Source organism: Pseudoxanthomonas sp. LjRoot206, assembly GCF_056175725.1.
This window is the reverse complement of sequence record NZ_JBGFFI010000003.1, coordinates 141675-163084: the sequence shown is the minus strand read 5'-3', so window position 1 is coordinate 163084 and position 21410 is coordinate 141675. Positions and strand designations below refer to the sequence as shown.

The 21410-nt window shown below is 68.2% G+C and carries 22 protein-coding genes; 11 read left to right on the top strand and 11 right to left on the bottom strand.

Annotated features, from left to right (window positions below; genetic code table 11):
- Window positions 1-7: 7 nt before the first annotated feature.
- The 8 genes from AC04MD_RS09965 to fusA form a co-directional block, all read right to left on the bottom strand.
- Entirely contained in the window at window positions 8-568 is a 561-nt protein-coding gene (locus AC04MD_RS09965) for a YceB family lipoprotein (protein ID WP_475497128.1), read from the bottom strand.
- Window positions 569-577: 9 nt separating this feature from the next.
- Complete coding sequence (locus tag AC04MD_RS09960) at window positions 578-1147, bottom strand: DUF1439 domain-containing protein (protein ID WP_475497127.1); 570 nt, start codon at window positions 1145-1147, stop codon at window positions 578-580.
- A 53-nt stretch (window positions 1148-1200) separates the two neighbouring features.
- Window positions 1201-1500 carry a helix-hairpin-helix domain-containing protein gene (locus tag AC04MD_RS09955; RefSeq protein ID WP_475497126.1) on the bottom strand — a complete coding sequence of 100 codons (300 nt, stop codon included), beginning with the start codon at window positions 1498-1500 and terminating at the stop codon, window positions 1201-1203.
- A 31-nt stretch (window positions 1501-1531) separates the two neighbouring features.
- Window positions 1532-1843 carry a DUF3861 domain-containing protein gene (locus AC04MD_RS09950; protein WP_475497125.1) on the bottom strand — a complete coding sequence of 104 codons (312 nt, stop codon included), beginning with the start codon at window positions 1841-1843 and terminating at the stop codon, window positions 1532-1534.
- Between the two features lie 105 nt (window positions 1844-1948).
- The gene (locus AC04MD_RS09945) at window positions 1949-2518 is read right to left on the bottom strand and encodes a M23 family metallopeptidase (RefSeq protein WP_475497124.1); all 570 of its coding nucleotides are present in this window, start codon (window positions 2516-2518) and stop codon (window positions 1949-1951) included.
- A gap of 8 nt (window positions 2519-2526) precedes the next feature.
- Entirely contained in the window at window positions 2527-3156 is a 630-nt protein-coding gene (locus AC04MD_RS09940; protein ID WP_475497123.1) for a tellurite resistance TerB family protein, read from the bottom strand.
- 137 nt (window positions 3157-3293) lie between these two features.
- Complete coding sequence (locus AC04MD_RS09935) at window positions 3294-3692, bottom strand: HU family DNA-binding protein (protein ID WP_062351169.1); 399 nt, start codon at window positions 3690-3692, stop codon at window positions 3294-3296.
- A 251-nt stretch (window positions 3693-3943) separates the two neighbouring features.
- Window positions 3944-5989, bottom strand: a complete 2046-nt coding sequence (gene fusA / locus AC04MD_RS09930; protein ID WP_475497122.1) for an elongation factor G — start codon at window positions 5987-5989, stop codon at window positions 3944-3946.
- Window positions 5990-6195: 206 nt separating this feature from the next.
- Here fusA and AC04MD_RS09925 point away from each other — a divergent pair, with 206 nt between their 5' ends.
- The 4 genes from AC04MD_RS09925 to AC04MD_RS09910 all read left to right on the top strand — a co-directional run bounded on the left by AC04MD_RS09925 (window position 6196) and on the right by AC04MD_RS09910 (window position 9907).
- Window positions 6196-6630, top strand: a complete 435-nt coding sequence (locus tag AC04MD_RS09925) for an OsmC family protein (protein WP_475497121.1) — start codon at window positions 6196-6198, stop codon at window positions 6628-6630.
- A 23-nt stretch (window positions 6631-6653) separates the two neighbouring features.
- A complete protein-coding gene (locus AC04MD_RS09920) occupies window positions 6654-7325 on the top strand; it encodes an alpha/beta hydrolase (RefSeq protein WP_475497676.1) in 672 nt (223 codons plus the stop codon).
- Window positions 7326-7395: 70 nt separating this feature from the next.
- Entirely contained in the window at window positions 7396-8106 is a 711-nt protein-coding gene (locus AC04MD_RS09915) for a glycine zipper 2TM domain-containing protein (protein ID WP_475497120.1), read from the top strand.
- A gap of 136 nt (window positions 8107-8242) precedes the next feature.
- On the top strand, window positions 8243-9907 hold the full coding sequence (locus AC04MD_RS09910) for an amidohydrolase (protein ID WP_475497119.1): 1665 nt from the start codon (window positions 8243-8245) through the stop codon (window positions 9905-9907).
- Window positions 9908-10059: 152 nt separating this feature from the next.
- Here AC04MD_RS09910 and AC04MD_RS09905 read toward each other — a convergent pair whose 3' ends face one another.
- Both AC04MD_RS09905 and AC04MD_RS09900 read right to left on the bottom strand, forming a co-directional pair.
- Window positions 10060-10938 carry a PhzF family phenazine biosynthesis protein gene (locus tag AC04MD_RS09905; RefSeq protein ID WP_475497118.1) on the bottom strand — a complete coding sequence of 293 codons (879 nt, stop codon included), beginning with the start codon at window positions 10936-10938 and terminating at the stop codon, window positions 10060-10062.
- A gap of 30 nt (window positions 10939-10968) precedes the next feature.
- Window positions 10969-11847, bottom strand: coding sequence for a PhzF family phenazine biosynthesis protein (locus AC04MD_RS09900; RefSeq protein WP_475497117.1), 879 nt, complete (start codon window positions 11845-11847; stop codon window positions 10969-10971).
- An 87-nt stretch (window positions 11848-11934) separates the two neighbouring features.
- On the opposite strand from AC04MD_RS09900, the gene AC04MD_RS09895 reads away from it, so the two are divergent.
- The 5 genes from AC04MD_RS09895 (at window position 11935) to AC04MD_RS09875 (ending at window position 18633) form a co-directional block, all read left to right on the top strand.
- Window positions 11935-14565, top strand: a complete 2631-nt coding sequence (locus AC04MD_RS09895) for a bifunctional aspartate kinase/diaminopimelate decarboxylase (protein ID WP_475497116.1) — start codon at window positions 11935-11937, stop codon at window positions 14563-14565.
- On the top strand, window positions 14549-15043 hold the full coding sequence (locus AC04MD_RS09890; RefSeq protein ID WP_475497115.1) for a hypothetical protein: 495 nt from the start codon (window positions 14549-14551) through the stop codon (window positions 15041-15043). The genes AC04MD_RS09895 and AC04MD_RS09890 overlap by 17 nt, the downstream gene beginning before the upstream one ends.
- On the top strand, window positions 15040-16395 hold the full coding sequence (gene murL / locus AC04MD_RS09885; RefSeq protein ID WP_475497114.1) for a UDP-N-acetyl-alpha-D-muramoyl-L-alanyl-L-glutamate epimerase: 1356 nt from the start codon (window positions 15040-15042) through the stop codon (window positions 16393-16395). Before AC04MD_RS09890 ends, murL begins: the two co-directional genes overlap by 4 nt.
- On the top strand, window positions 16376-17779 hold the full coding sequence (murD, locus tag AC04MD_RS09880; protein WP_475497113.1) for a UDP-N-acetylmuramoyl-L-alanine--D-glutamate ligase: 1404 nt from the start codon (window positions 16376-16378) through the stop codon (window positions 17777-17779). The genes murL and murD overlap by 20 nt, the downstream gene beginning before the upstream one ends.
- A 71-nt stretch (window positions 17780-17850) precedes the next feature.
- A complete protein-coding gene (locus AC04MD_RS09875; RefSeq protein ID WP_475497112.1) occupies window positions 17851-18633 on the top strand; it encodes a dienelactone hydrolase family protein in 783 nt (260 codons plus the stop codon).
- A 13-nt stretch (window positions 18634-18646) separates the two neighbouring features.
- Here the strand turns inward: AC04MD_RS09875 and AC04MD_RS09870 are convergent, their stop codons facing one another.
- Window positions 18647-19645, bottom strand: a complete 999-nt coding sequence (locus AC04MD_RS09870) for a polyprenyl synthetase family protein (RefSeq protein WP_475497111.1) — start codon at window positions 19643-19645, stop codon at window positions 18647-18649.
- 153 nt (window positions 19646-19798) lie between these two features.
- Here AC04MD_RS09870 and AC04MD_RS09865 point away from each other — a divergent pair, with 153 nt between their 5' ends.
- Window positions 19799-20296: a single-stranded DNA-binding protein gene (locus tag AC04MD_RS09865; protein ID WP_475497110.1), complete on the top strand. Its 498-nt coding sequence runs from the start codon at window positions 19799-19801 to the stop codon at window positions 20294-20296.
- A 54-nt stretch (window positions 20297-20350) separates the two neighbouring features.
- Window positions 20351-21406, top strand: coding sequence for a dTDP-glucose 4,6-dehydratase (rfbB, locus tag AC04MD_RS09860; protein WP_475497109.1), 1056 nt, complete (start codon window positions 20351-20353; stop codon window positions 21404-21406).
- Window positions 21407-21410 lie beyond the last annotated feature (4 nt).

Below are 21410 nucleotides of genomic sequence, written 5' to 3'. Positions count from 1 at the left end.
CTCGCTGTCAGCGCGGGGCTACAGGCTGCAGGGTGATGACCACCTGGCCGTCCGCGATGCTGACGGCGTCGGCCGCCAGGGTGCCCGGTACCTGCGCCAGGTCGTCGTCGGTCAGCCGGTACAGCGGGCGCGTGTTGGCGTATTCGCGGATCAGGTCCTGCAAGGCCTCGCGCGAACCGCCGGGCAGGCCGCGGCCGGCGGCGCCGGTACCCACGTGTTCCAGCACCGGATCGACCAGATGCAGGCCGCGCGTGCCGGGGTCGTAGCGCAGGCCGCTGCTGACGACCACATTGCCGTTCTCGAGCCGATCGCCATTGGCCAGCACGACGTCGTAGTTCATCTGCAGGTTGAGGCGTTCGCCCGGCTTCGGGATGCGCACCTGCGGATCGCTCAGGGTGAGCGAGGCAAAGCCTTCCAGCAGCGCGTGTTCCACCGGGAATCCACTGCGCGCGGCGGTCTGTAACTGGGCAGCATCGAAGCGCAGTACGTTGCCGGTATCGGCGGCCGATGCGAGTGCCGGCAGCGATAGCGCGGTGAGCAGGGCAAGTCGGGAGAACAGTGATTTCATTGGATTACCTCATTGCAGGTGGATGACCACGCGGCCGTTCTCGATCTGCGTGCTGCCGATCCGCTTGCTGGCCGGCAGACGCTGCAGGATGTCGTTGTCGATGCGGTAGACCGGCTCGCTGCGCGCGTACTCGGCCAGCACGGTATTGACCAGCTGGCGCGTGCCGCCGGCCATCAGCGAACCGCTGCCGGGCACATCGACGGACAGGATCTCCGGGTTGTCCAGGTGCAGGCCGCGCGTGGCGGGGTCATAGCGCAAGCGACTGGCGAGTGCGAAATGACCACGGCTCACGTCGCGCGCGCCCAGCGCTCCGACATTGATATCGAAGTCCAGGCGCAGGCGGTCGTCGTTCGACGGCATGCTCAGGCGCGGATTGGTCAGCGTGGCCGAGACCAGGCCGCCGAGCTTGTCGAACTCGCGCGGGAAGCTCTGGTTGAGGTAGCGCTGCAACTGCGGCTGGGTGAAGTTGATCTGGTTGCCGAACAGGCCGGTGACCGTGTTCAGCGTTTCGCAGCCGGCGAGGGTGAGCGTGGCGGTGGCGGCGAGGGCAGCGACCAGGAAGCGGCGGCGGGTGCGCATGGAAAGCTCCGTGACGGGTCGCCGCACCTTAGCGGGGGCCGCCTGTCCGATAGCTAACCGGCGAGCGCCGGGTCGTCGCGCCAGTGCCGCTTGCGCTCGGCGGTGTAGTGCCACCACGGCACCGGTCCGCTGCCTTCCATGAAACGCACGGCGGCGATGAAGCAATCGCAGAGACAGGGATCATGGCGTTGGCCGGTGGCCGTGTTCACGCGGCGGTAAAGCGCATGCGGATCCTGGCCGACGAGGTGCTGCGGCTGGACGATGCCGATGCCTCGCAGGTCGCCGGCGATGGACGGGCCGACGTTGGGGATGTCTTCGAGGTTCCGGACGTCGTCGGCGTGGCGTGCTTTCATCCGTCAAGACTAGTGCGGTGCGGCGGGGATGTCAGCCGGCGTCGCGGGTGCGTTCCTTGAGCGCAGCGATGAACGTGCCCATGTGTGGGCGCAATGGGGCGAACAGGTCGTCGGTGTCCTTGCGATGGTCCAGCATCAGGCCGCTGAGCAGCTTGGTGCCGACCACCAGCGCGGCGTGCTCGTCGCCGCTGAGGCCGCGCTGGCGCTGGATGGCCTCGAGGATGCGCATCCAGTCGTCGTGGCAGGTGTGTTCGAACTCGATGGTGCAGCGGCCTTGGCACTGCAGGCCGTCGTCCTCGATCGGGGTGACGGTGATGCGGTAGCGATGGGCGTCGTTGGGCATGGCGGTGGGACAAGCGCGGTGGGGACAGGGCCAAGATAGGCCCGTGCGCCGGAGCGGACGAGGGCCGTCGCCGCGATGGACTGTTCCGCCGGATGGCGGCGCGGTTCAGTCTGAGGTCGTTGCGGTCTTACCGGCTTTGAACAGCGGCAAGGGATCGTAGGCTCCGTCCGCGCCGTAAATGCCGTAGTGCAGATGCGGTGGCGTGCCCTGCGCATTGCCGGTGGTGCCGACGAAGCCCAGCACGTCGCCGGCATGCACGACCTGGCCGGTGGACAGGTCCACTGCCCAATCGTCCAGGTGGGCGTAGTAGTGGCGCTCACGGCCGGGCCCGATCACCCACACCTGCTTGCCGCCGAGGCCGCCATCGCGCACCGAGGCCACCAGGCCGCGCGTCGCACTCAGCACGGGCGTGCCGCGCTTGGCGAAGATGTCCACACCCTGGTGCGTACGATCGCTGCCGCGCGGTGCGCCGAAGGTGTCCGCGACCTGCCGCGCACGCACGCCCTGTACGGGGACCGGCAACTCGTGAGGCGGCGGCGCACGTGAGATATCCCACACCATGCGGGCGGACGCCATGAACGGCTGTCCCCAGGCCCAAGCGAGCAGCCCGGCGACGATCGCCAGCCACAGCAACGACCACGCGAGGCGTCGCAGGCGGCGGGCGGCTGGTCGCATCAAGTGGATCAGGCCTGCGGCTGCGCGAGCTGGCGTTCCAGTTGGGCCTTCAGCGCGGGGTCCAGCTTCAGTTGCTTCGCCAGTTCGTCCAGGTAGGCGCGCTCCATGAAGTTCTGGTCGTCGGCCACCATCAGGCTGGCCAGGTACATCTCGGAGGCGATCTCCGGCGTGGTGCCGGCGCGCGCGACCTCGGCCGGATCCAGCGGCTTCTCCAGTTCGGCATGCATCCACTGCTGCAGGTCGGCATCGGTGCCGACGCGGGAGAACTCGCCTTCGATCACCTCACGTTCGCGCGCGTCGATATGGCCGTCGGCCTTCGCCGCCGCGACCAGCGCCTTGAGGATCGCCTGGCTGTGCAGTTCCACCTGCGGCGGTGGCAGGCGATCGACCGTCTGCGGCGTGGCGCCGGCGGCGAAGCCGCCCTGCTGCTGCCTGTACTCGCCGTAGGCGCGGTACGCCATCACGCCGATCGCGGCCAGGCCACCGTACGTGGCCAGCTTGCGCGTGGTCTTGTTCTTGCCCAGCAGCAGGCCGAGTGCGCCTCCGCTGATCGCGCCCTTGCCGAAGTCGGCGTTGAGCACGCTGCCGCTCCCGCTGGAGGATTTCAGCAGGTGGTCGAGGAAACCCTGGATCTTCATGCGTGCCGTACCTTGCGTTGGGGACCAAGCAGACTATCTGCGGGCGATGACGGTCGTTCGCAAGCGTGATTTACGACATCCCAAAAAAAACGGGACGGCATGGCCGTCCCGTTCGGGTCACGCGAGGTGCGCAGCGATCAGGCTGCGGCGTCCTTCAGCTTCTTCAGCGGACGAACCTTGACCTTCACCGTGGCGGGCTTGGCGGCGAACCACTGCTCTTCCTTGGTGAACGGGTTGATGCCCTTGCGCTTCGGCTTGGCCGGCACGTTGACGGCCGTGATCTTCAGCAGGCCCGGCAGCGTGAAGGCGCCAGCGCCCTTCTTGTTGACGGAGGCGTGCACGGCGCTTTCCAGCGAGGCCAGCACGGCGCGGACGTCCTTGGCGGCAACGGCGGTGGCTTCGGCGATGTGGGCGACGAGGCCCGACTTGCTCAGCGCTTCCTTGATCGGCTTCGGCGCGGCCGGCTTGGCGGCGGCCTTCGGTGCAGCTTTCTTGGCGGCCTTTTTCGGCGCGGCCTTCTTGGTGCTCTTTGCCATGTGTCCTGTCTCTACGGTCGAGTGGTTGGGTAATCGGGCCGATCGCATCGGCAAGCGAAATGTAGGGCAAAGAACTGGCGCCGCCAAGAGCAGAACGCCCTTGAAACAGCTTTTTTTTCGCTTTTTTTCTGTTTTTCAGTCGCCGCACATCGGAAATCGCCGGTCGGCATGACGAAATCACCTCACTCACATGCACCGCAAGCGGCATCCGTCGCATGCCGCCGCGACCGGATGCCGCACCCCTGCGACGCTCATTCGTCGTCGTGCCGCGGCTTGTAGGCGTCCACCAGTTTCTGCTGGACGCCCGGCGGTACCGGTTCGTAGTGGCTGAAATCCAGGCTGTAGCGGCCCTGGCCGGCGGTCATCGATTTCAGTTCGGCCGCGTAGCCTTCCAGTTCCGCCAGCGGTACCTGTGCCTTCACCACGATCTCGCCGCGCACGGTATCCGTGCCGTTGATGCGCGCGCGCTTGCCGGCGAGGCTGCCGGTGATGTCGCCGACCTGCGCTTCCGGCACGACGACTTCCAGGTCGACCACCGGTTCCAGCACCTGCGGCCGCGCCTTGGCGATGGCGTCGAGGAAGGCCTTCTTGCCGGCGGCGACGAACGCGACCTCCTTGCTGTCCACCGCATGGTGCTTGCCGTCATGGACGACGACGCGGATGTCCTGCAACGGATAGCCGGCCACCGCGCCGCTGCCCAGCACCTGGCGCACGCCTTTCTCCACCGCCGGCAGGAACTGCCCGGGGATGGTGCCGCCCTTCACTTCGTCGACGAACTCGAAGCCGGCGCCACGCGGCAGCGGTTCGATGCGCAGGGCGACCTCGCCGAACTGGCCGGCGCCACCGGTCTGCTTCTTGTGGCGGTGGTGGCCTTCGGCCTTGGCGCCGATGGTCTCGCGGTAGGCGATACGCGGCGGTCGCGTCTTCACTTCCACGCCGTGCCGTTCCTTCAGCCGCTCCAGCATCACCCGCAGGTGCAGGTCGGAGAGGCCGCGGATGACGGTCTCGTTCAACTCGGGCTGGTGTTCGACGACGAAGGCGGGATCCTCTTCGGCCAGCTTCTGCAGGGCGATGGACAGTTTCTGCTCCTGGCCCTTGCTGGCGGCCTCGATCGCCAGACCGAACATCGGCTTCGGGAACGCCACCGGCGCCAGATGGATGTGGTCCTCGTCGTGGCTGTCGTGCAGCACCGCATCGAAATGCAGGTCGTCGACCTTGGCCACGGCGGCGATGTCGCCGGGGATGGCCTGGTCGACTTCCACGTGGTCCTTGCCCTTGAGCTTGAACAGGTGGCCGACCTTGAACGGCTTCTTGCCGTCGTCGACGAACAACTGCGTGTCCTTCTTCAGCGTGCCCTGGTAGACGCGGAAGATGCCCAGCTTGCCGACGAAGGGATCGTTGACGATCTTGAAGACGTCGGCGATGACATGCGCGCGCGGGTCGGGCACCGCTTCGATCGGTTGTGGGCCGCTGTCGTTGGATTTCACGAACGGCGGCGGATTGGCTTCGGCCGGATTCGGGAACAGCCGCTCGGCCACGTCCAGCAGTTCCTTCACGCCGGCGCCGGTGCGCGCGGACGCGAAGCACACCGGAACCAGGTGTCCTTCGCGCAGGCACTGTTCGAAGGCGTCGTGCAGTTCCTCGCCTGACAGGCCGCCTTCGCCGAGATCCAGGTAGTGCTCCATCACCGTCTCGTTGATCTCGACCACCTGGTCGATGATCTTCTGGTGCCAGTCGGCGACCGCCCCGAGATCGGAATCGCCGGCCGATTGCCAGAAGCAGTCGATCACGGCCTTGCCGCCCTGCGCGGGCAGGTTGAGCGGCAGCACCTCGGGACCGAATTCCTCGCGCAGCGCGGCCAGCACGCCGGCCGCGTCGGCGCCTTCATGGTCGATCTTGTTGATGACGATGGCGCGGCACAGGTTGCGCTCGCGGGCGCGTTCCATCAGGCGGCGGGTGCCGTGCGCGACGCCGGTATCGGCATCGACCACGATCAGCGCGGTATCCACGGCGGAGAACGCCGACAGCGCCGGGCCGCGGAATTCCGGATAGCCGGGCGTATCGATCAGGTTGACGTGCATGCCGCCGTGGTCGGTGCTGGCGATGGCGGTATCGATGGAATGACCGCGGGTCTTCTCGATCGGATCGTGGTCCGACACGGTGGTGCCGCGTTCGATGGTGCCTGCCACTTGGAGGGCGCCGCCGGCATGCAGCAGGGCTTCGAACAAGGTTGTTTTGCCGGCGCCGGGGTGGCCCGCCAGGGCCACGTTGCGGATCTGTTGTGTGCTGTACGACATGAGGCCGTTCCTCCCGAAGGTTGGGGTCGAAGGGCCGTCATGGCTGTCCGGGCTGAGCGCATCCCGTGAGCGTGGCGCTCGGCGGGCGGTCATGGCGGATGGCCAGCATCGGCATGCCGCCGGGCGGGGTCAAGACGCACTGCGGTACATGCCGTGAACGTCCACGGGTGTACCCTGCGCATCCCCTGACCCGATGGAGCACGACCATGGCTTTGAAGCGTTACGCGGATGCGGTGTGGACCGGCGACCTGCAGTCCGGCAAGGGCACGTTGAGCACGCCGCAGAGCGGCCTGTTCGAAGGGCAGAACTATTCCTTCAAGACGCGCTTCGGCGACGAGAAGGGCACCAACCCGGAAGAACTGCTGGCGGCGGCGCATGCCGGCTGCTTCACCATGGCGCTGTCCGCCGTGCTGGGCAAGGCCGGCTTCACGCCGGACAAGCTGCAGACGCGCGCCGAGGCGACGATGGAGCCGGGCATGGATCCGGGACCGACCGTCACCGCGATCAAGCTGACCGTGTCGGCCAGCGTGCCGGGCATCAGCGCGGCGCAGTTCGAGGAGATCGCCCAGCAGGCGAAGGCCGGCTGCGTGATCTCGCGCGCGCTGTCGGTGCCGGTGTCGCTGGAGGCAACGCTGCTTTGACGGCCATCCGGGCCGCGCTGCTGGTGCATGGCGCCGGTGGCGGCGGCTGGGAATGGAATGTATGGCGCGGCGTGTTCGAGGCGGCGGGCATCACGGTCGCCGCCCCGGATCTGCAGCCGGTGGCCGCAGGACTCGCGGCCACGGGCTTCGGTGACTACCTGCATCAGGTACGCGACGCGTTGTCGATGATGCCGCGACCACGGATCGTGGTCGGCGCCAGCCTGGGTGGCCTGCTGGCGCTCCACGTCGCCGAGGCCGCGGATGCAGTGGTCCTGGTGAACCCGCTGCTGCCGCCTGCGCCCTGGCATGCCGCACTGGCGCCGCGCACCTGGCCGGATCTCGTGCCGTGGCGCCGCGATGCGCGCCTCGACGGGACGCGGCGCTCGTTGCCGGACGCCGACGAGGCGACTGCCTTGTTCGCGTTTCGCCACTGGCGCGACGAATCCGGCGCGGTGCTGCGTCATGCGTATGCGGGCGACGAGGTCGAGCGGCCCGCGTGTCCGGTGCTGTTCGTGCTGTCGCAGGCCGATGACGACATCCCGCCGTCGATCGCGTCGGCGATGGCGACCGCATGGTCGTCCGACGTGTTGCAAACGGTTTCTCCTTCACATGTCGGGCCGCTGCTGGACCGGCATGCGTCCGGGATCGCCGGACAAACTGTCGAATGGCTAAACCGCGCGGCTCAGGCCGGTTGAGTTCAGCCCGATTTCACCTGCCGGGGTCGAGCATGCGTCCACGCCAATCCGGCGTGGGGGAGTACCCGACATGAAGCGTCTTTCCGCCGCCGTGATGGCCGTGGGCCTGCTCGCTGCCGGCGCGGCATCCGCGCAGACCTCGCGACAGTACGGCACGTCCGACCGTTACGGCGACGAACCCTATTACGACTATGCGCGGGTGGTGCGCGTCGATCCGATCATCGACGGCGGCTACCGCGACACGCGCGGGACGACGTCCCGGCAGTGCTACTACCGCGATGCCGACGATGTCTACGCGCGGGACGACTATCGCGACGACGTCTACGGCAATCGTGGCTACGGCGATGTCTACGACAATGGCGACTACCGCGATGTCTACGGGCAGAACGGATATGGCGACCGGCGTACGACGTCCGGCGGCACCGAGGCCGGTCGTACCGTGGCCACGGTCATCGGCGGCATCGCCGGCGCGGTCCTGGGCAGCAAGGTCGGCGACGGCAGTGGCCGCTACGTCGGTACCGCCGTCGGCTCGATGGTCGGCGGCATGGCAGGCCGCTCCATCTATGACAACAACCAGCGCAGCCGCCAGGTGCAGCGTGGGCAGGTGCGCGTCTGCGACCCGGTGCCCGTGAACGACGGCCGCCAAGGCGACTACTACGGCGACGGCCGCGTCTCGGGTTACGACGTGACCTATGAATACGGTGGCCGTACCTACCGCACCCGTACCGGCTACCACCCCGGCGACCGCATGCGCGTGCGCGTGGACGTCCGCCCGGAATAGCCCCCGCTTTGCGCGGGCACCCGCGGCGTCAGGCAGGGCATTGCCGCGAAAGGGGCCGCAAGGCCCCTTCTTGTGGGCGTTGCCGTCGCGGGCCGCACCGCGCATAGTCCGCGCTGGCTCAAGGTGGGAGTGCGGGATGCGATATCTGGCGTGGGGCATCGGTGGTCTGTTGGCGTTCTCAAGCGCAACACAAGCGCAGGTACAGGTGGTCACGGCCAAGCGCGTGCATACCTCCGATCCTGCGCAACCGGTTGCCGAAGCGATGGCCTGGGATGCGCAGGGACGCATCCTTGCCGTCGGTGGCGCGAAGGAGTTGCAGGCACGCTATCCCGATGCCGTGCGCATCGACGCGGCCGGCAAGACCGTGATCCCCGGGCTGATCGATGCACACGGCCATGTCATGGGTCTGGGCTATGCGCTGATGCGCGCGGACCTGGTGGATGCGCAGGACAAGGCCGAAGTGATCGCGCGGCTGCGCGCCTTCGAGAAGCAGTTGCCTCCGAATGCCTGGCTGCTGGGTGGCGGCTGGGACCAGAACGACTGGCCGGGCAAGACGTTCCCGACCGCCGCCGATCTCGACGCCGCGTTCCCCGATCGGCCGGTCTGGCTCGAGCGCGTGGACGGTCACGCCGGTTGGGCGAACAGTGCCGCCCTGCGTGCCGTGGCGGCGAAAGCGCCGCGTCCGCTGGACGGCGACTGGCAACCCGACGGTGGCCGCATCGAACGCGTCGATGGCAAGCCGAGCGGGGTGTTCGTCGATGCCGCGATGGCGCTGGTCAACGCCGTGGTGCCGGCGCCCGATGCGGCGTATCGCCGGCAGGCGCTTGAGAAGGCGACGCAGGCCGCCGTGCGCAACGGTCTGACCGGTGTGCACGACATGGGCGTGTCGCGCGAAGACCTGGCGCTGATGAAGCAGTTCGCCGACGAAGGCCGCCTGCCGTTGCGCATCGATGCCTACGCGGACGGCGATGGCGCCGCGCTGGCGGATCTGTGCGCGCAGGGCCCGTACCGCCATGTCGGCGGGCGCCTGCAGATGACGGGCGTGAAGCTGTATGCCGACGGCGCGCTGGGGAGCCGCGGTGCCGCGCTGCTGGAGGATTACAGCGACGATCCCGGCAATCGCGGCCTGCTGGTGACCGAGCCGGCCGCGCTGGAGGCTGCCATGCGCAAGGCGCGCGACTGCAAGGTGCGGGTGGCGACGCACGCGATCGGTGATCGCGGCAACCGGCTGGTGCTGGATGCCTACCAGCGCGTGCTGGGTGACGAGGCGAAGACCGACCATCGCTGGCGCATCGAGCATGCGCAGGTGGTGGCGCCGGAGGAGTTCTCGCGCTTCGCTGCGCTCGGCGTGATCGCCTCGATGCAGCCGACGCACGCCACGTCCGACATGCCGTGGGCGCAGGATCGGCTGGGGCCGGTGCGCATCCGCGGCGCCTATGCCTGGCAGCGCCTGCAGGGGAGTGGCGTGAAGCTGGCACTGGGTTCCGACTTCCCCGTGGAATCGGTCGATCCGCGTCGTGGCCTGCATGCGGCGGTGACGCGCCAGGACGGCAAGGATAATCCGGCAGACGGCTGGATGCCGGACCAGCGGCTCAGTGCGGCGGAGGCGCTGCGCGGTTTCACCGCCGATGCCGCATGGGCGGCGCACGACGAGACCGAAGTCGGCAGGCTCGTGCCGGGCCTGCATGCCGATTTTGTCATCCTCGACGAAGACCCGCTGGCGATTCCCGGCGAACAGCTCGACGAACTGCATGTCCGCTCGACCTGGGTCGACGGCAAGCCGGTCTACGAGGCGAAGTAGATCTCTGGCTTCTGTAGGAGCGATGTCAGTCGCGACCGTGCAGTAGAACGCATCCGGGACAGGGATGAAGTGCATCCACCTGTCCCAGGCATCTGCAGCAAAGAGGCTCCGCGGTCGCGACTGACGTCGCTCCTACAAAAAACCGGATGCCGCTACCAGTCGATCTCGCCGGTCACGATGGTGCGCACGTGGCCGCCGGACCACACGTCGCCGGCCTCGTCCACGCGCAGTTGCAGGCGTGCGTCATAGCCGACTTCGCGGCCCTGGCTGACGGTGTAGCGGCCGTCGCGGCCGGGCAGCGCATCGCGCGACGCCAGCCAGGCCGCCAGCGTCGCGTTGGCGGCACCGGAGGCGGCATCCTCGAATGCGGCAGGCGCGCCGACGAAGGCACGTACGGCGAGATCGTACGGCTGCCTAGGCGTGCGTGCATACGCACAGACACCCATGCTTTCGCTGGCACGGGCGAGCGCGCCGATGGCGTCCCAGTCCGGCGTCGCTCCACGCAGCGCGGCCTCGTCGCGCACCTCGGCCAGCCACCAGCGGCGACCGCCATCCATCAGTGCAGTCGGCAGCGCGCCGGCCGGCAGGTGGGCGAGGGCTGCGCGCAACAGCTCGTCTTCGGCCGGATCGCCGATCTTCACCACGTGCGCACGTGGCGTACGCACGGCGATGGTGCGGTTGGGGCCTTCGCCCTCGACGCGCAGCGGCAGCACGCCTGCCGCGCCTTCCTGCATCAGCAGGCCGTCGACCGGCGTGGCGAGGCCGGCATCGAGCACGACGTGCGCGGTGCCGACGCTGGGGTGACCGGCGAACGGCACTTCGCGACGTGGGCTGAACATGCGCACGGCGTAGCTCGCGCTCGGCTGCGTGGGGGCGAACACGAAGGTGGTTTCCGGCAGGCGCGTCCAGCGGGCGATGGCCTGCATGGCGGTGTCGTCGAGGCCGGCGGCGTCGAGCACGACAGCCAGCGGGTTGCCGGCGCCGGGGCGGTCGGCGAATACGTCCAGCTGGACGTAGCGGCGGAGGGTCATGGGAGCGTTGTCGCGTGGTGGCCGCGCAGCTTACCAAGTCACCCGGCCATCGATGACCAACTGCACCTGACCGCCGATCCAGACCTCGCCTTCGTCATCGACCTGCAAGGCGACGCGGCCATCGCGGCCGAGTTCGCGCCCCTGACTGGCGGTGTAGCGCCGGTCGTTGCCGGGCAGCGCGTTGGACGCGTGCAGGGCAGCGGCAATGCACGCGTTGACGCTGCCGGTGACCGGATCTTCCGGGATGTTGTCGGCCGGGCAGAAGGCGCGCACGGCGAGGTCATGGTCGGTGTCCGCCGGCGACCGCCCGAACACGGCGAGGCCGACGGCCGCGGTCGCCTGCGTCAGCGTGGCGATGGCGGCCAGGTCAGGCGCCAGGCGGCGGACGGCATCGGCGTCCTCCAGTTCCACCAGCCACCACGAAGGTCCATTGTTCCAGAGCGCGGGGGACAGGCCGGCGATGGGAAGGCGCGCGACCACTGCGTCCAGGAGGGCAGGCGATGCCGCTGCATCGACGGGACGTGCGCGCGGCGCCCGCAACCGGATCGCCCGCCGGTGTCCGTCACCGTCGATGCGAACCGGCAGCAGGCCGGCCGCGCACTCCTGCACCAGGCTGACCGTGTCATCGACCAGGCCGGCTTCCAGCGCAACCCAGGCGGCACCGACGCTCGGATGCCCGGCGAACGGCAGTTCCTGCCGCGGGGTGAAGATGCGGATGCGGTAACTCGCGTCCGGGGTGGTCGGCGCCAGGAAGAAGATCGTTTCCGACAGGTTGGTCCAGGCCGCGAACGCCTGCATGCGGTCGTCATCCCAGCCATCGGCCTCCATCACGACGCCCAGCGGGTTGCCCGCGCCGGGACGGTCGGCGAACACGTCGACCTGCAGGTAGCGGTGGGAGGTTCGTTGCATGCGGTACGGTCCGGCCGGGCCCGGGAGCTTGGGCTAGAATCGACGGTTCACGCCCGAAGGGTTCGGGCATCCCTCCCCATTCTATCCATGCCCTCTGCCACCCCCGCGTCTGATTCTTGGATCGTCCTCAAGTTCGGCGGCACCTCGGTGTCGCGTCGCCACCGCTGGAACACGATCGGCACGCTGGCGAAGAAACGCGTGGACGAGAACGAGGCCCGCGTGCTGGTGGTGGTGTCGGCGCTGTCCGGCGTGACCAACGAGCTGACCGCGATCGCCGATGGCGCCGCGGACAGCGCCGAACGCGTGGCGAAGCTGGAGCAGCGCCACCGCGAGTTCATCGCCGAACTGGAGCTGGACGCCGATGCCGTGCTCGGTAACCGCCTCGCAGCGCTGCGCAACCTGCTGACGGATCCGCGCGCCACCACGCGCGCGTTGGACTGGCAGGCCGAGGTGCTGGGGCAGGGCGAACTGCTGTCGTCCACGCTGGGTGTCGCCTACCTGCGCTCGCAGGGCCTGGACTTCGGCTGGGTCGACGCGCGCCACTGGCTGCAGGCGAACTTCCTGCCCAATCAGAGTCCGTGGGCGCAGCGGCTGTCGGTGTCGTGCAACACCGCGCCCGACCAGGACTGGCGCCGCGCGTTCGCCGGCCAGGCGAACCGGATGCTGCTGACCCAGGGCTTCATCTCGCGCCATGCCGATGGCGGCACCGCCATCCTCGGTCGCGGCGGCTCGGACACATCGGCGGCGTACTTCGGCGCCCTGCTCGGTGCGCAGCGGGTGGAAATCTGGACGGACGTGCCCGGCATGTTCAGCGCCAACCCGCGCGAAGTGCCTGACGCGCGCCTGCTGACGCGCCTGGATTACTACGAGGCGCAGGAAATCGCGACCACCGGCGCGAAGGTGCTGCACCCGCGCTCGATCAAGCCCTGCCGCGACGCCGGCGTGGCGATGGCGATCCTCGACACCGAGCGTCCCGAGCTGCCGGGCACCACGATCGACGGGACCGCGCTGACCGTGTTGGGCGTGAAGGCGGTCAGCCGCCGCAACGGCATCGTGCTGGTGTCGATGGAAGGCATCGGCATGTGGCAGCAGGTCGGCTTCCTGGCCGACGTGTTCGCGCGCTTCAAGAAGCATGGCCTGTCGGTGGACCTGATCGGTTCGTCGGAGACCAACGTCACCGTGTCGCTGGATCCCAGCGAAAACCTGGTCAACACCGATGTGCTGGCCGCGCTGTCGGCGGACTTGGCGGAAATCTGCCGGGTCAAGGTGATCGCGCCCTGCACGGCGATCACCTTGGTCGGCCGTGGCATGCGTTCCCTGCTGCACAAGCTGTCCGATGTGTGGGCGATGTTCGGCCGCGAGCGCGTGCACCTGATCTCGCAATCGTCCAACGACCTCAACCTGACCTTCGTGATCGACGAGGCCGATGCCGACGGCATGCTCCCGTTGCTGCATGAGGCGTTGATCGAAAGCGGCGCGATGCCCGCCGATGAAGCCAGCGTGTTCGGCCCCAGCTGGCGCGAGATCAATGGCGCAGTGCGTCATCGTGGCGTGCGCTGGTGGAATGCACCTGTGGCGCGCGATCGGCTGCTGTCGCTGGCGCAGGGCGAGACGCCGCGCTACGTCTACAACCTGGACGTGGTGCGCGCACGAGCGCGCGCGCTGGCCGGGATCACCGCGGTGGACCGTCGCTTCTTCGCGATCAAGGCCAATTCGCACCCCGCCATCCTCCGTGTGCTGGTGGAAGAGGGCTTCGGCCTGGAGTGCGTGTCGCGCGGCGAACTGGAGCGCGTCTTCGAGGTGGCGCCCTCGCTGCCGATGGAGCGCGTGCTGTTCACGCCGAGCTTCGCGCCGCGCGCGGAGTATGCGTTCGCGCTGGAGCGCGGCATCAATGTCACCCTCGACAATGTCGAAGCGCTGCAGCAGTGGCCCGAGGTGTTCCGCGGTCGCCGGCTGTGGCTGCGTGTGGACCTGGGCCGCGGCGACGGCCACCACGACAAGGTCAAGACGGGCGGCAAGACCTCGAAGTTCGGCCTGCCGCTGGCCAAGCTGGACGAATTCCTCGCTGCGGCGCGCGCGATCGACGTGCGCATCACCGGCCTGCACGCGCACCTCGGCAGTGGCGTGGAAAGTGCGCAGCACTGGAACCAGATCGCCGACGAGTTGGGTGGACTGGCCGACCAGATCGGCACCATCGAGACGATCGACATCGGGGGCGGCCTGCCGATTCCGTATGCCGAAGGCGACGAGCCGTTCGATCTGGCGGCGTGGGGCGAAGGCCTGGCGGCGATCAAGGCGGCGTATCCGGGCTACCAGCTGGTGATCGAGCCAGGTCGCTATCTCGTGGCCGAATCCGGCGTGCTGCTCGCGCAGGTCACGCAGGTGGTCGAGAAGCTCGGCATTCGGCGTGTCGGCAGCGATGCCGGCATGCATACGCTGATCCGCCCCGCGCTGTACGACGCGTGGCACGACGTGGCCAACCTGTCGCGCCCGGACGACGCGGCGCAGGAGCCGTTCGACGTGGTCGGCCCGATCTGCGAGTCGAGCGACATCTTCGGCAAGCGCCGCAAGCTGTCCTCGGCGACGGCGGAAGGCGACGTACTGCTGTTCTCCGACGCCGGCGCCTACGGCTACGTGATGGCCAGCCACTACAACCTGCGGGGTTTGCCGGCGGAAGACGTCATCGAAGGAGTGTCCGGCGATGTCGCCGCGGACTGAGTTCATCCTGTGCAGCCTGCTGACCTCCGCGTTGCTGAGCATCGCGGTGGTGCTGCTGATGGATGCGGATCGTCGCATGCCGGGCGTCGCCGAGTTCACGACCGCGCTGCGGTTCGCGCCCGCAGCAGTGCTCGCGGCCGGCCTGGGCGCCTGGTTCATCACACGGTGGCAGGCGCGCGCGCGCCACGCGGGGCGGCGCTGGAAGGCGGGTGGCATGACGTTGCGCCTGCTGCTGGTGGTGTTGCTGCTGTTTCCGCTGTCGCTGGCTGCCTGGGCGGTGATCGCTATCGGGGTCGACGCGTTGGCGGCCAGCCAGCCTGGCGGATCTGGCGAGGCCCTGGCCTGGTTGCCGGTCCTGGTCTTTTACGGTTCGCTGATCGCGACGCTGTTCGGCGCCGCGCCGTTGTTCGCTATCGAATATTTCGCCTGCCGCCGCTACCTGCGCCGACAGGCCGCACTTTTCCCGGATCACGCATGACGACTTTCGACAAATCCAGCATCCGCACCTTCCGCTTCGTCCGTTGTTCATTCGAGACGGAGACGGGTGTCGCGCGGTTGGTCTACGCCTTCGACGACGGTCCGGAGCTGACCGAGACGGTGACGATCCCCGGCGCGCCGTTCACTCTGGATGCCACGCGTGCGCAGGCCGTCGAGCAGGCGGCGCGGTTGCTGCACCTGATCACCGGCGTCAGCTACTACAAGGCGGCCGTGGCCAACGAGATCCGCATCGACGGCTATGCCATCGATGCGGCCACCGCGGTGCTGCTGGAACAGGTCTACGTGCATGGCCTGGGTGAGTTCGCCTACCGCAACGGCTTGAGCCTGCACGGCCGCGTGCGCTTCCCGGTCGCTGCGCCGCCGCAGGCCACTGCGCCGGCCGCGGGCCTGGACGAGCATGCGCTGGTCGCCATCGGCGGCGGCAAGGACTCGCTGGTCAGCATCGAGGCCTTGCGTGGTGCCGGTGTCGACCAGACGGTGACCTGGATCGGCGGTTCGCAGCTGATCGCCGCCTGTGCCGCGCGCACCGGCCTGCCGACGCTCAACATCGGCCGCGCGCTGGCGCCGGAGCTGTTCGACTACAACCGCCAGGGCGCGTGGAACGGGCATATCCCGGTCACCGCGATCAACTCGGCGATCATGGTGCTGGCCGCGCTGCTGCACGGCGTGGATCAGGTCGTGTTCTCCAACGAACGCTCGGCCAGCTACGGCAGCATGATTCCTGGCACTGGCGAGGTGAACCACCAGTGGTCGAAGGGCTGGGCCTTCGAGCAGGCATTCGGCGAATATGTGCAGTCGCATGTCGCCGCCGACCTGCACTACTACTCGTTGCTGCGCCCGCTGTCGGAGCTGGCGGTGGCGCGGCAGTTCGCGCGTACCGACCACTACGACGCGCATTTCTCCAGCTGCAACCGCAATTTCCACCTGCTCGGCGAGCGCCCGACCAACCGTTGGTGCGGCGTATGCCCGAAGTGCCATTTCGTGTTCCTGGCAATGGCGCCGTTCATGCCCAAGCCGCGCCTGGTCGGCATCTTCGGCCGCAACCTGCTGGATGACGTGAACCAGACCGGTGGCTTCGATGCGCTGCTCGAGTACCAGGACCACAAGCCGTTCGAATGCGTCGGCGAAGGCCAGGAGTCGCGCGCGGCGATGGCGACGCTCGGCGACCGGCCGGAGTGGTGCGAGGACGCGATCGTCGCGCGCTTCAACCATGAGATCCGCCCACAGCTGGATGCCGCCGAACAGATGGTGGCGCCGCTGCTGGAGATCGGTGGCGAGCACCGTATCCCCACCGCGCTGTGGGAGCGCCTGCATGCGAATTTCGCAGCTTGAAGGCAGGCGTGTCGCCCTCTGGGGCTGGGGTCGTGAAGGCCGCGCCGCGCACCATGCGATCCGTGAACGGCTGCCGGCGCTGCCGCTGACGCTGTTCTGCAGCGACGCGGAGGCCATCGATGCCGCTGCGCTCGGCGACGCGCATCTTTCCATCGAGACGCAGCCCACGGCTGAAGCGCTGTCGGCCTTCGAGGTCGTCATAAAGTCGCCGGGCATCAGCCCCAACAGCCCCGCGGCGCTGTCGGCGACAGCGTCGGGGACGCGTTTCATCGGCGGTACCGGCCTGTGGTTCGCCGAACATGCTGGCGACGATGGCGTCGTGCCGCATACGTTCTGCGTCACCGGCACCAAGGGCAAGAGCACCACGACGTCATTGCTGGCGCACCTGCTGCGTGCCTCGGGTCGTCGAACGGCGTTGGTCGGCAACATCGGCGTACCGCTGCTGGAAGTGCTGGCGCCGCAGCCGGCGCCCGATGCGTGGGCGATCGAACTGTCGAGCTACCAGACCGGCGATGTCACGGCGAGCGGCGCGCGCCCCGAGGTCGCGGTGGTGCTGAACCTGTTTCCCGAGCATCTGGATTGGCACGGCAGCGAGGCGCGCTACATCGAGGACAAGCTGAAGCTGGTCACCGGCGCGCATCCCCGGGTTGCCGTGCTCAATGCGGCCGATCCGCGACTGGCCGCACTGCAGTTGCCGCACAGCAAGATCCGCTGGTTCAACCATGCCGACGGGTGGCACCTGCGCGAAGACGATCTGTACCGCGGCGATGCCTTCGTCATGGATGCTCGCCCGTTGCCGCTGCCAGGTCGCCACAACCGCAGCAATCTCTGCGCGGTGCTGGCCGCGCTGGAAGCGGCGGGCATCGACGCGCTGCCGCTGGCCGCGCATGCACAATCGTTCCGGCCGCTGCCGAACCGCCTGCAGGCGATGGGCACGCGCGACGGCATCACCTGGGTCAACGATTCCATCAGCACCACGCCGCATGCGACGCTGGCCGCGCTGGACTGTTTCGCCGGAAGGCGCATCGCGTTGCTGGTCGGTGGCCATGACCGCGGCGTGGACTGGTCGGAGTTCGCGGCCCACATGCGCGGCCACGCCCCGCATGCGATCGTCACGATGGGCGCCAACGGGCCCCGCATCCATGAGTTGCTGGCGCCGGTGGCGGGCGAGGGCGGTTTTGTCCTGCGTGGCGTGGCGACGCTTCCTGAGGCGGTCGAAGCGGCGCTCGCATCGCTGCAGGGCGAGGGCGTGCTGCTGCTGTCGCCCGGTGCCCCGAGCTTCGGCCAGTACAAGGACTACGTCGCGCGTGGCCGTCATTTCGCCGAACTGGCGGGTTTCGATCCGGATGCCATCACGGCGATTCCCGGTCTGGGCATCGCCTGAGACCACGCGTCGTCGACGCCGTCGCAAGCGTCCGGTCTTACACTCGGCAGGTCCCCCACGAGGAGCCTGCCATGCGCCACCGCCTGTTGCTGCCCTGTCTGCTGTCCCTGCTGTGGTCGCCCGCGCTGCTGGCGGCCCCTGTCGCCAAGCCGGTCGAATGGAAGATCGGCGGAGATACCTTCTCGGGCTACCTCGTCTACGACGACAGCGTGAAGACCCCGCGTCCGGGCCTGGTGATGGTGCCCAACTGGAAGGGCGTCAACGAGTCCGCCATCGAGAAGGCTCACCTCGTCGCCGGCGACGACTACGTGGTGCTGGTCGCCGACGTCTACGGCAAGGGCATCCGACCGAAGACCGATGCCGAGGCCGGCCCAGTCGCCACCGCAATGCGCGCCGACCGACCGAAGCTGCGGGCGCGAGTCCAGAAGGCGGTCGAGGTGCTGAAGCAGCAACCGGCCGCGCTGGTGGACCGCGCTCGCGTCGGCGCGTTCGGCTACTGCTTCGGCGGCAGCGCGGTGCTGGAACTGGTGCGTGCCGGCGATGCGCTGGCCGGTGTGGTCAGCCTGCACGGCGGGCTGGCGACCGACCTGCCCGCGACAGGTGCCGTAAAGACGCCGGTGCTGGTGCTCAATGGCGGCGGCGACACCTACGTGTCAGCTGCGGAGATCACGGCGTTCCAGGACGAAATGCGCAAGGCCGGCGCAGACTGGCAGTTCGTCAACTTCAGCGGTGCCGTGCATTGCTTCGCCGAGTCCGATGCGCAGAACCCGCCAGGCTGCGTCTACCACGAGCGCTCGGCCAGGCGGGCTTACCGGATGATGGCGGAGTTCTTCGGCGACGTATTCGCTCAGTGACGCGTCACGCGGGTCAGTGCCCGCGCTCCACCGCATAGCGGGCGAGGCCGCGCAAGGCGGCCAGCGCGTCGGATTCGGGCAGGCCGTCGAGGGCTTGCTCGGCTTGCGTGGCGTAGTGGCGTGCACGCTCGCGGCTGTAGTCCAGGCCACCCGTTGCGCGGATGGCGACGAGGACGTCGGGCATGGCGCCGGCATCGCCTTCCTGCACGATGGCGCGCAGGCGCTCCACAGTGGCCGCATCGGAATGTCGGATCGCGTGGATCAGCGGCAGCGTCGCCTTGCCCTCGGCCAGGTCGTCGCCGAGGTTCTTGCCGAGTGCTTCGGCGTCCGCGGTGTAGTCCAGCACGTCGTCGGCGATCTGGAAGGCATACCCCAGCGCCATGCCGTAGTCGTACAGGCGGCGCTGGATGGCTGCGTCCGCGCCCGACGCCATCGCGCCCAACCGGGTGCCGGCGGCGAACAGGACGGCCGTCTTGCGCTCGATCACGCGCAGGTAGGCCGCCTCGTCGGTATCCGGGTTGTGGACGTGCAGCAGCTGCAGCACCTCACCCTCGGCGATGCGGTTGGTGGTGTCGGCCAGCAGGCGCATCACGTCCATGCGGTCCAGTTCGACCATCAGCTGGAAGCTGCGCGAATACAGGAAGTCGCCGACCAGCACGCTGGGCGCATTGCCCCACAGCGCGTTGGCCGTGCTGCGGCCGCGGCGCAGGTCGGATTCGTCCACCACGTCGTCGTGCAGCAGGGTGGAGGTGTGGATGAACTCGATGATGGCCGCCAACTGGTGGTGGTCCGGCGTGGTCGGTCCGCAGGCCTGGCCGGCCAGCACCACCAGCATCGGGCGCAGGCGCTTGCCGCCGGCTGAGATGATGTGGTCGGCGATCTGGTTGATCAGCACCACGTCCGAGGCCAGTCGCGCCCGGATCAGGGTATCGACGGCGGCCATGTCGGCCTGGGCGAGCGACTGGACGCCGGGAAGGGCCAGGGCGGGGCGGGGGGATTCGACGACGGGCATGGGACACGGGGTCGGGAAGTGCCTGAATTATAGGCGCTCGGCTGCGGTAATGCCCTACATGTGAGCTGGTTTAAGTCCGATGGCGGGGCCTCGGCGGGTATACTCCACTGGTCTTTGCCCGCGCTCGGCGGGCATCCCTGAACGGATATCGATATGGCCCGCGGCATCAACAAAGTCATCCTCGTCGGCAACCTCGGCAACGACCCCGAAACCCGCTACACGCAGGGCGGCATGGCGATCACCCGGATCAGCCTGGCCACCACCAGCGTGCGCAAGGACAAGGACGGCAACCAGCAGGAACGCACCGAATGGCACCGCGTGGTGTTCTTCGGCAAGCTCGGCGAGATCGCCGGCGAATACCTGCGCAAGGGCAGCTCGGTGTACGTCGAGGGCTCGATCCGCTACGACAAGTACACCGGGCAGGACGGGCAGGAGAAGTACTCCACTGACATCATCGCTGACGAGATGCAGATGCTCGGTGGCCGCGAAGGCGGCGGCGGTGGTGCGGGCGGCGGCGACCGTCCGGCCCGGGCGCCGCGCCAGGACTACGGTAACCAGGGCGGTGGCGGTGGCCAGCGTCGCCAGGCGCCCGCACCTGCCTCGCAGCCGGCGCCGATGGACGATTTCGCGGACGACGATATTCCGTTCTGATCGCCACGATATCCGCACGAAGCAACCGTTCGATTCGATTTAAAGGAGCAGTAGATGCCGACGTGGCTTGTCACCGGTGGCGCCGGTTTCATTGGAGGTAACTTCGTCCTGCGCGCCATCGCGCAGGGAGTGAAGGTGGTCAATCTGGATGCACTGACGTACGCGGGCAACCTGGATACGCTGGCGTCCGTACAGGACAACCCGTTGCATGTGTTCGCGCATGGGGACATCGGCGACCGTGATCTGGTGGCGCGGCTGCTGGCGGAGCACGAGCCCGACGCGGTAGTCAACTTCGCCGCGGAAAGCCATGTCGATCGATCCATCGACGGACCGGGTGCTTTCATCCAGACCAACGTGGTGGGCACGCTGGGCTTGCTCGAATCGACACGCGACTACTGGAAAACCCTTGAGGGCCAGCGGCGCGACCAGTTCCGTTTCCTGCACGTTTCGACGGATGAGGTCTACGGCTCGCTGGGCGATACCGGCAAGTTCACCGAAACGACACCCTACGCCCCCAATTCGCCTTACTCAGCGTCGAAGGCGGCGTCCGATCATCTGGTCCGCGCATTCCACCATACGTACGGGCTGCCGGTCCTGACGACAAACTGTTCCAACAACTACGGCCCGTATCATTTCCCCGAGAAACTGATCCCGCTCATCATCGCGCGTGCCCTCGCGGGCGAGCCGCTGCCGGTATACGGCGATGGCAGGAACGTGCGCGACTGGCTGTTCGTCGGCGATCACTGCAGCGCGATCCGCCGCGTGCTCGAGGATGGGCGCGTCGGCGAGACCTATAACGTGGGCGGCAATGCCGAGAAGCAGAACCTCGAGGTCGTCCACACGGTCTGCGCGCTGCTAGACGCCCGCGTGCCGCGCGATGACGGACAACCGCGCAGCAGCCAGATCACCTTCGTCGCCGACCGGCCCGGGCACGATCGCCGTTATGCCATCGATGCGTCCAAGCTGAGGGACGAGCTCGGCTGGGAACCCGCCTACACCTTCGAGCAGGGCATCGGCGAGACGGTCGACTGGTACCTGTCCAACCAGGACTGGGTGAAGCGTGTCCTGGACGGGAGCTACCGTCTGGAACGCATCGGTACCGCAGCCTAAGCAG

Bases quoted from the DNA above. Each gene is read 5' to 3' on its own strand.
- murL (WP_475497114.1), top strand. From the start codon at position 15,040: ATGACGACTTTCGACAAATCCAGCATCCGCACCTTCCGCTTCGTCCGT.
- fusA (WP_475497122.1), bottom strand. From the start codon at position 5,989: ATGTCGTACAGCACACAACAGATCCGCAACGTGGCCCTGGCGGGCCAC.
- AC04MD_RS09960 (WP_475497127.1), bottom strand. From the start codon at position 1,147: ATGCGCACCCGCCGCCGCTTCCTGGTCGCTGCCCTCGCCGCCACCGCC.
- rfbB (WP_475497109.1), top strand. From the start codon at position 20,351: ATGCCGACGTGGCTTGTCACCGGTGGCGCCGGTTTCATTGGAGGTAAC.
- AC04MD_RS09955 (WP_475497126.1), bottom strand. From the start codon at position 1,500: ATGAAAGCACGCCACGCCGACGACGTCCGGAACCTCGAAGACATCCCC.
- AC04MD_RS09950 (WP_475497125.1), bottom strand. From the start codon at position 1,843: ATGCCCAACGACGCCCATCGCTACCGCATCACCGTCACCCCGATCGAG.
- AC04MD_RS09965 (WP_475497128.1), bottom strand. From the start codon at position 568: ATGAAATCACTGTTCTCCCGACTTGCCCTGCTCACCGCGCTATCGCTG.
- AC04MD_RS09945 (WP_475497124.1), bottom strand. From the start codon at position 2,518: ATGCGACCAGCCGCCCGCCGCCTGCGACGCCTCGCGTGGTCGTTGCTG.
- AC04MD_RS09935 (WP_062351169.1), bottom strand. From the start codon at position 3,692: ATGGCAAAGAGCACCAAGAAGGCCGCGCCGAAAAAGGCCGCCAAGAAA.
- AC04MD_RS09900 (WP_475497117.1), bottom strand. From the start codon at position 11,847: ATGCAACGAACCTCCCACCGCTACCTGCAGGTCGACGTGTTCGCCGAC.
- AC04MD_RS09905 (WP_475497118.1), bottom strand. From the start codon at position 10,938: ATGACCCTCCGCCGCTACGTCCAGCTGGACGTATTCGCCGACCGCCCC.
- AC04MD_RS09895 (WP_475497116.1), top strand. From the start codon at position 11,935: ATGCCCTCTGCCACCCCCGCGTCTGATTCTTGGATCGTCCTCAAGTTC.
- AC04MD_RS09915 (WP_475497120.1), top strand. From the start codon at position 7,396: ATGAAGCGTCTTTCCGCCGCCGTGATGGCCGTGGGCCTGCTCGCTGCC.
- AC04MD_RS09865 (WP_475497110.1), top strand. From the start codon at position 19,799: ATGGCCCGCGGCATCAACAAAGTCATCCTCGTCGGCAACCTCGGCAAC.
- murD (WP_475497113.1), top strand. From the start codon at position 16,376: ATGCGAATTTCGCAGCTTGAAGGCAGGCGTGTCGCCCTCTGGGGCTGG.
- AC04MD_RS09910 (WP_475497119.1), top strand. From the start codon at position 8,243: ATGCGATATCTGGCGTGGGGCATCGGTGGTCTGTTGGCGTTCTCAAGC.
- AC04MD_RS09890 (WP_475497115.1), top strand. From the start codon at position 14,549: ATGTCGCCGCGGACTGAGTTCATCCTGTGCAGCCTGCTGACCTCCGCG.
- AC04MD_RS09875 (WP_475497112.1), top strand. From the start codon at position 17,851: ATGCGCCACCGCCTGTTGCTGCCCTGTCTGCTGTCCCTGCTGTGGTCG.
- AC04MD_RS09925 (WP_475497121.1), top strand. From the start codon at position 6,196: ATGGCTTTGAAGCGTTACGCGGATGCGGTGTGGACCGGCGACCTGCAG.
- AC04MD_RS09940 (WP_475497123.1), bottom strand. From the start codon at position 3,156: ATGAAGATCCAGGGTTTCCTCGACCACCTGCTGAAATCCTCCAGCGGG.
- AC04MD_RS09870 (WP_475497111.1), bottom strand. From the start codon at position 19,645: ATGCCCGTCGTCGAATCCCCCCGCCCCGCCCTGGCCCTTCCCGGCGTC.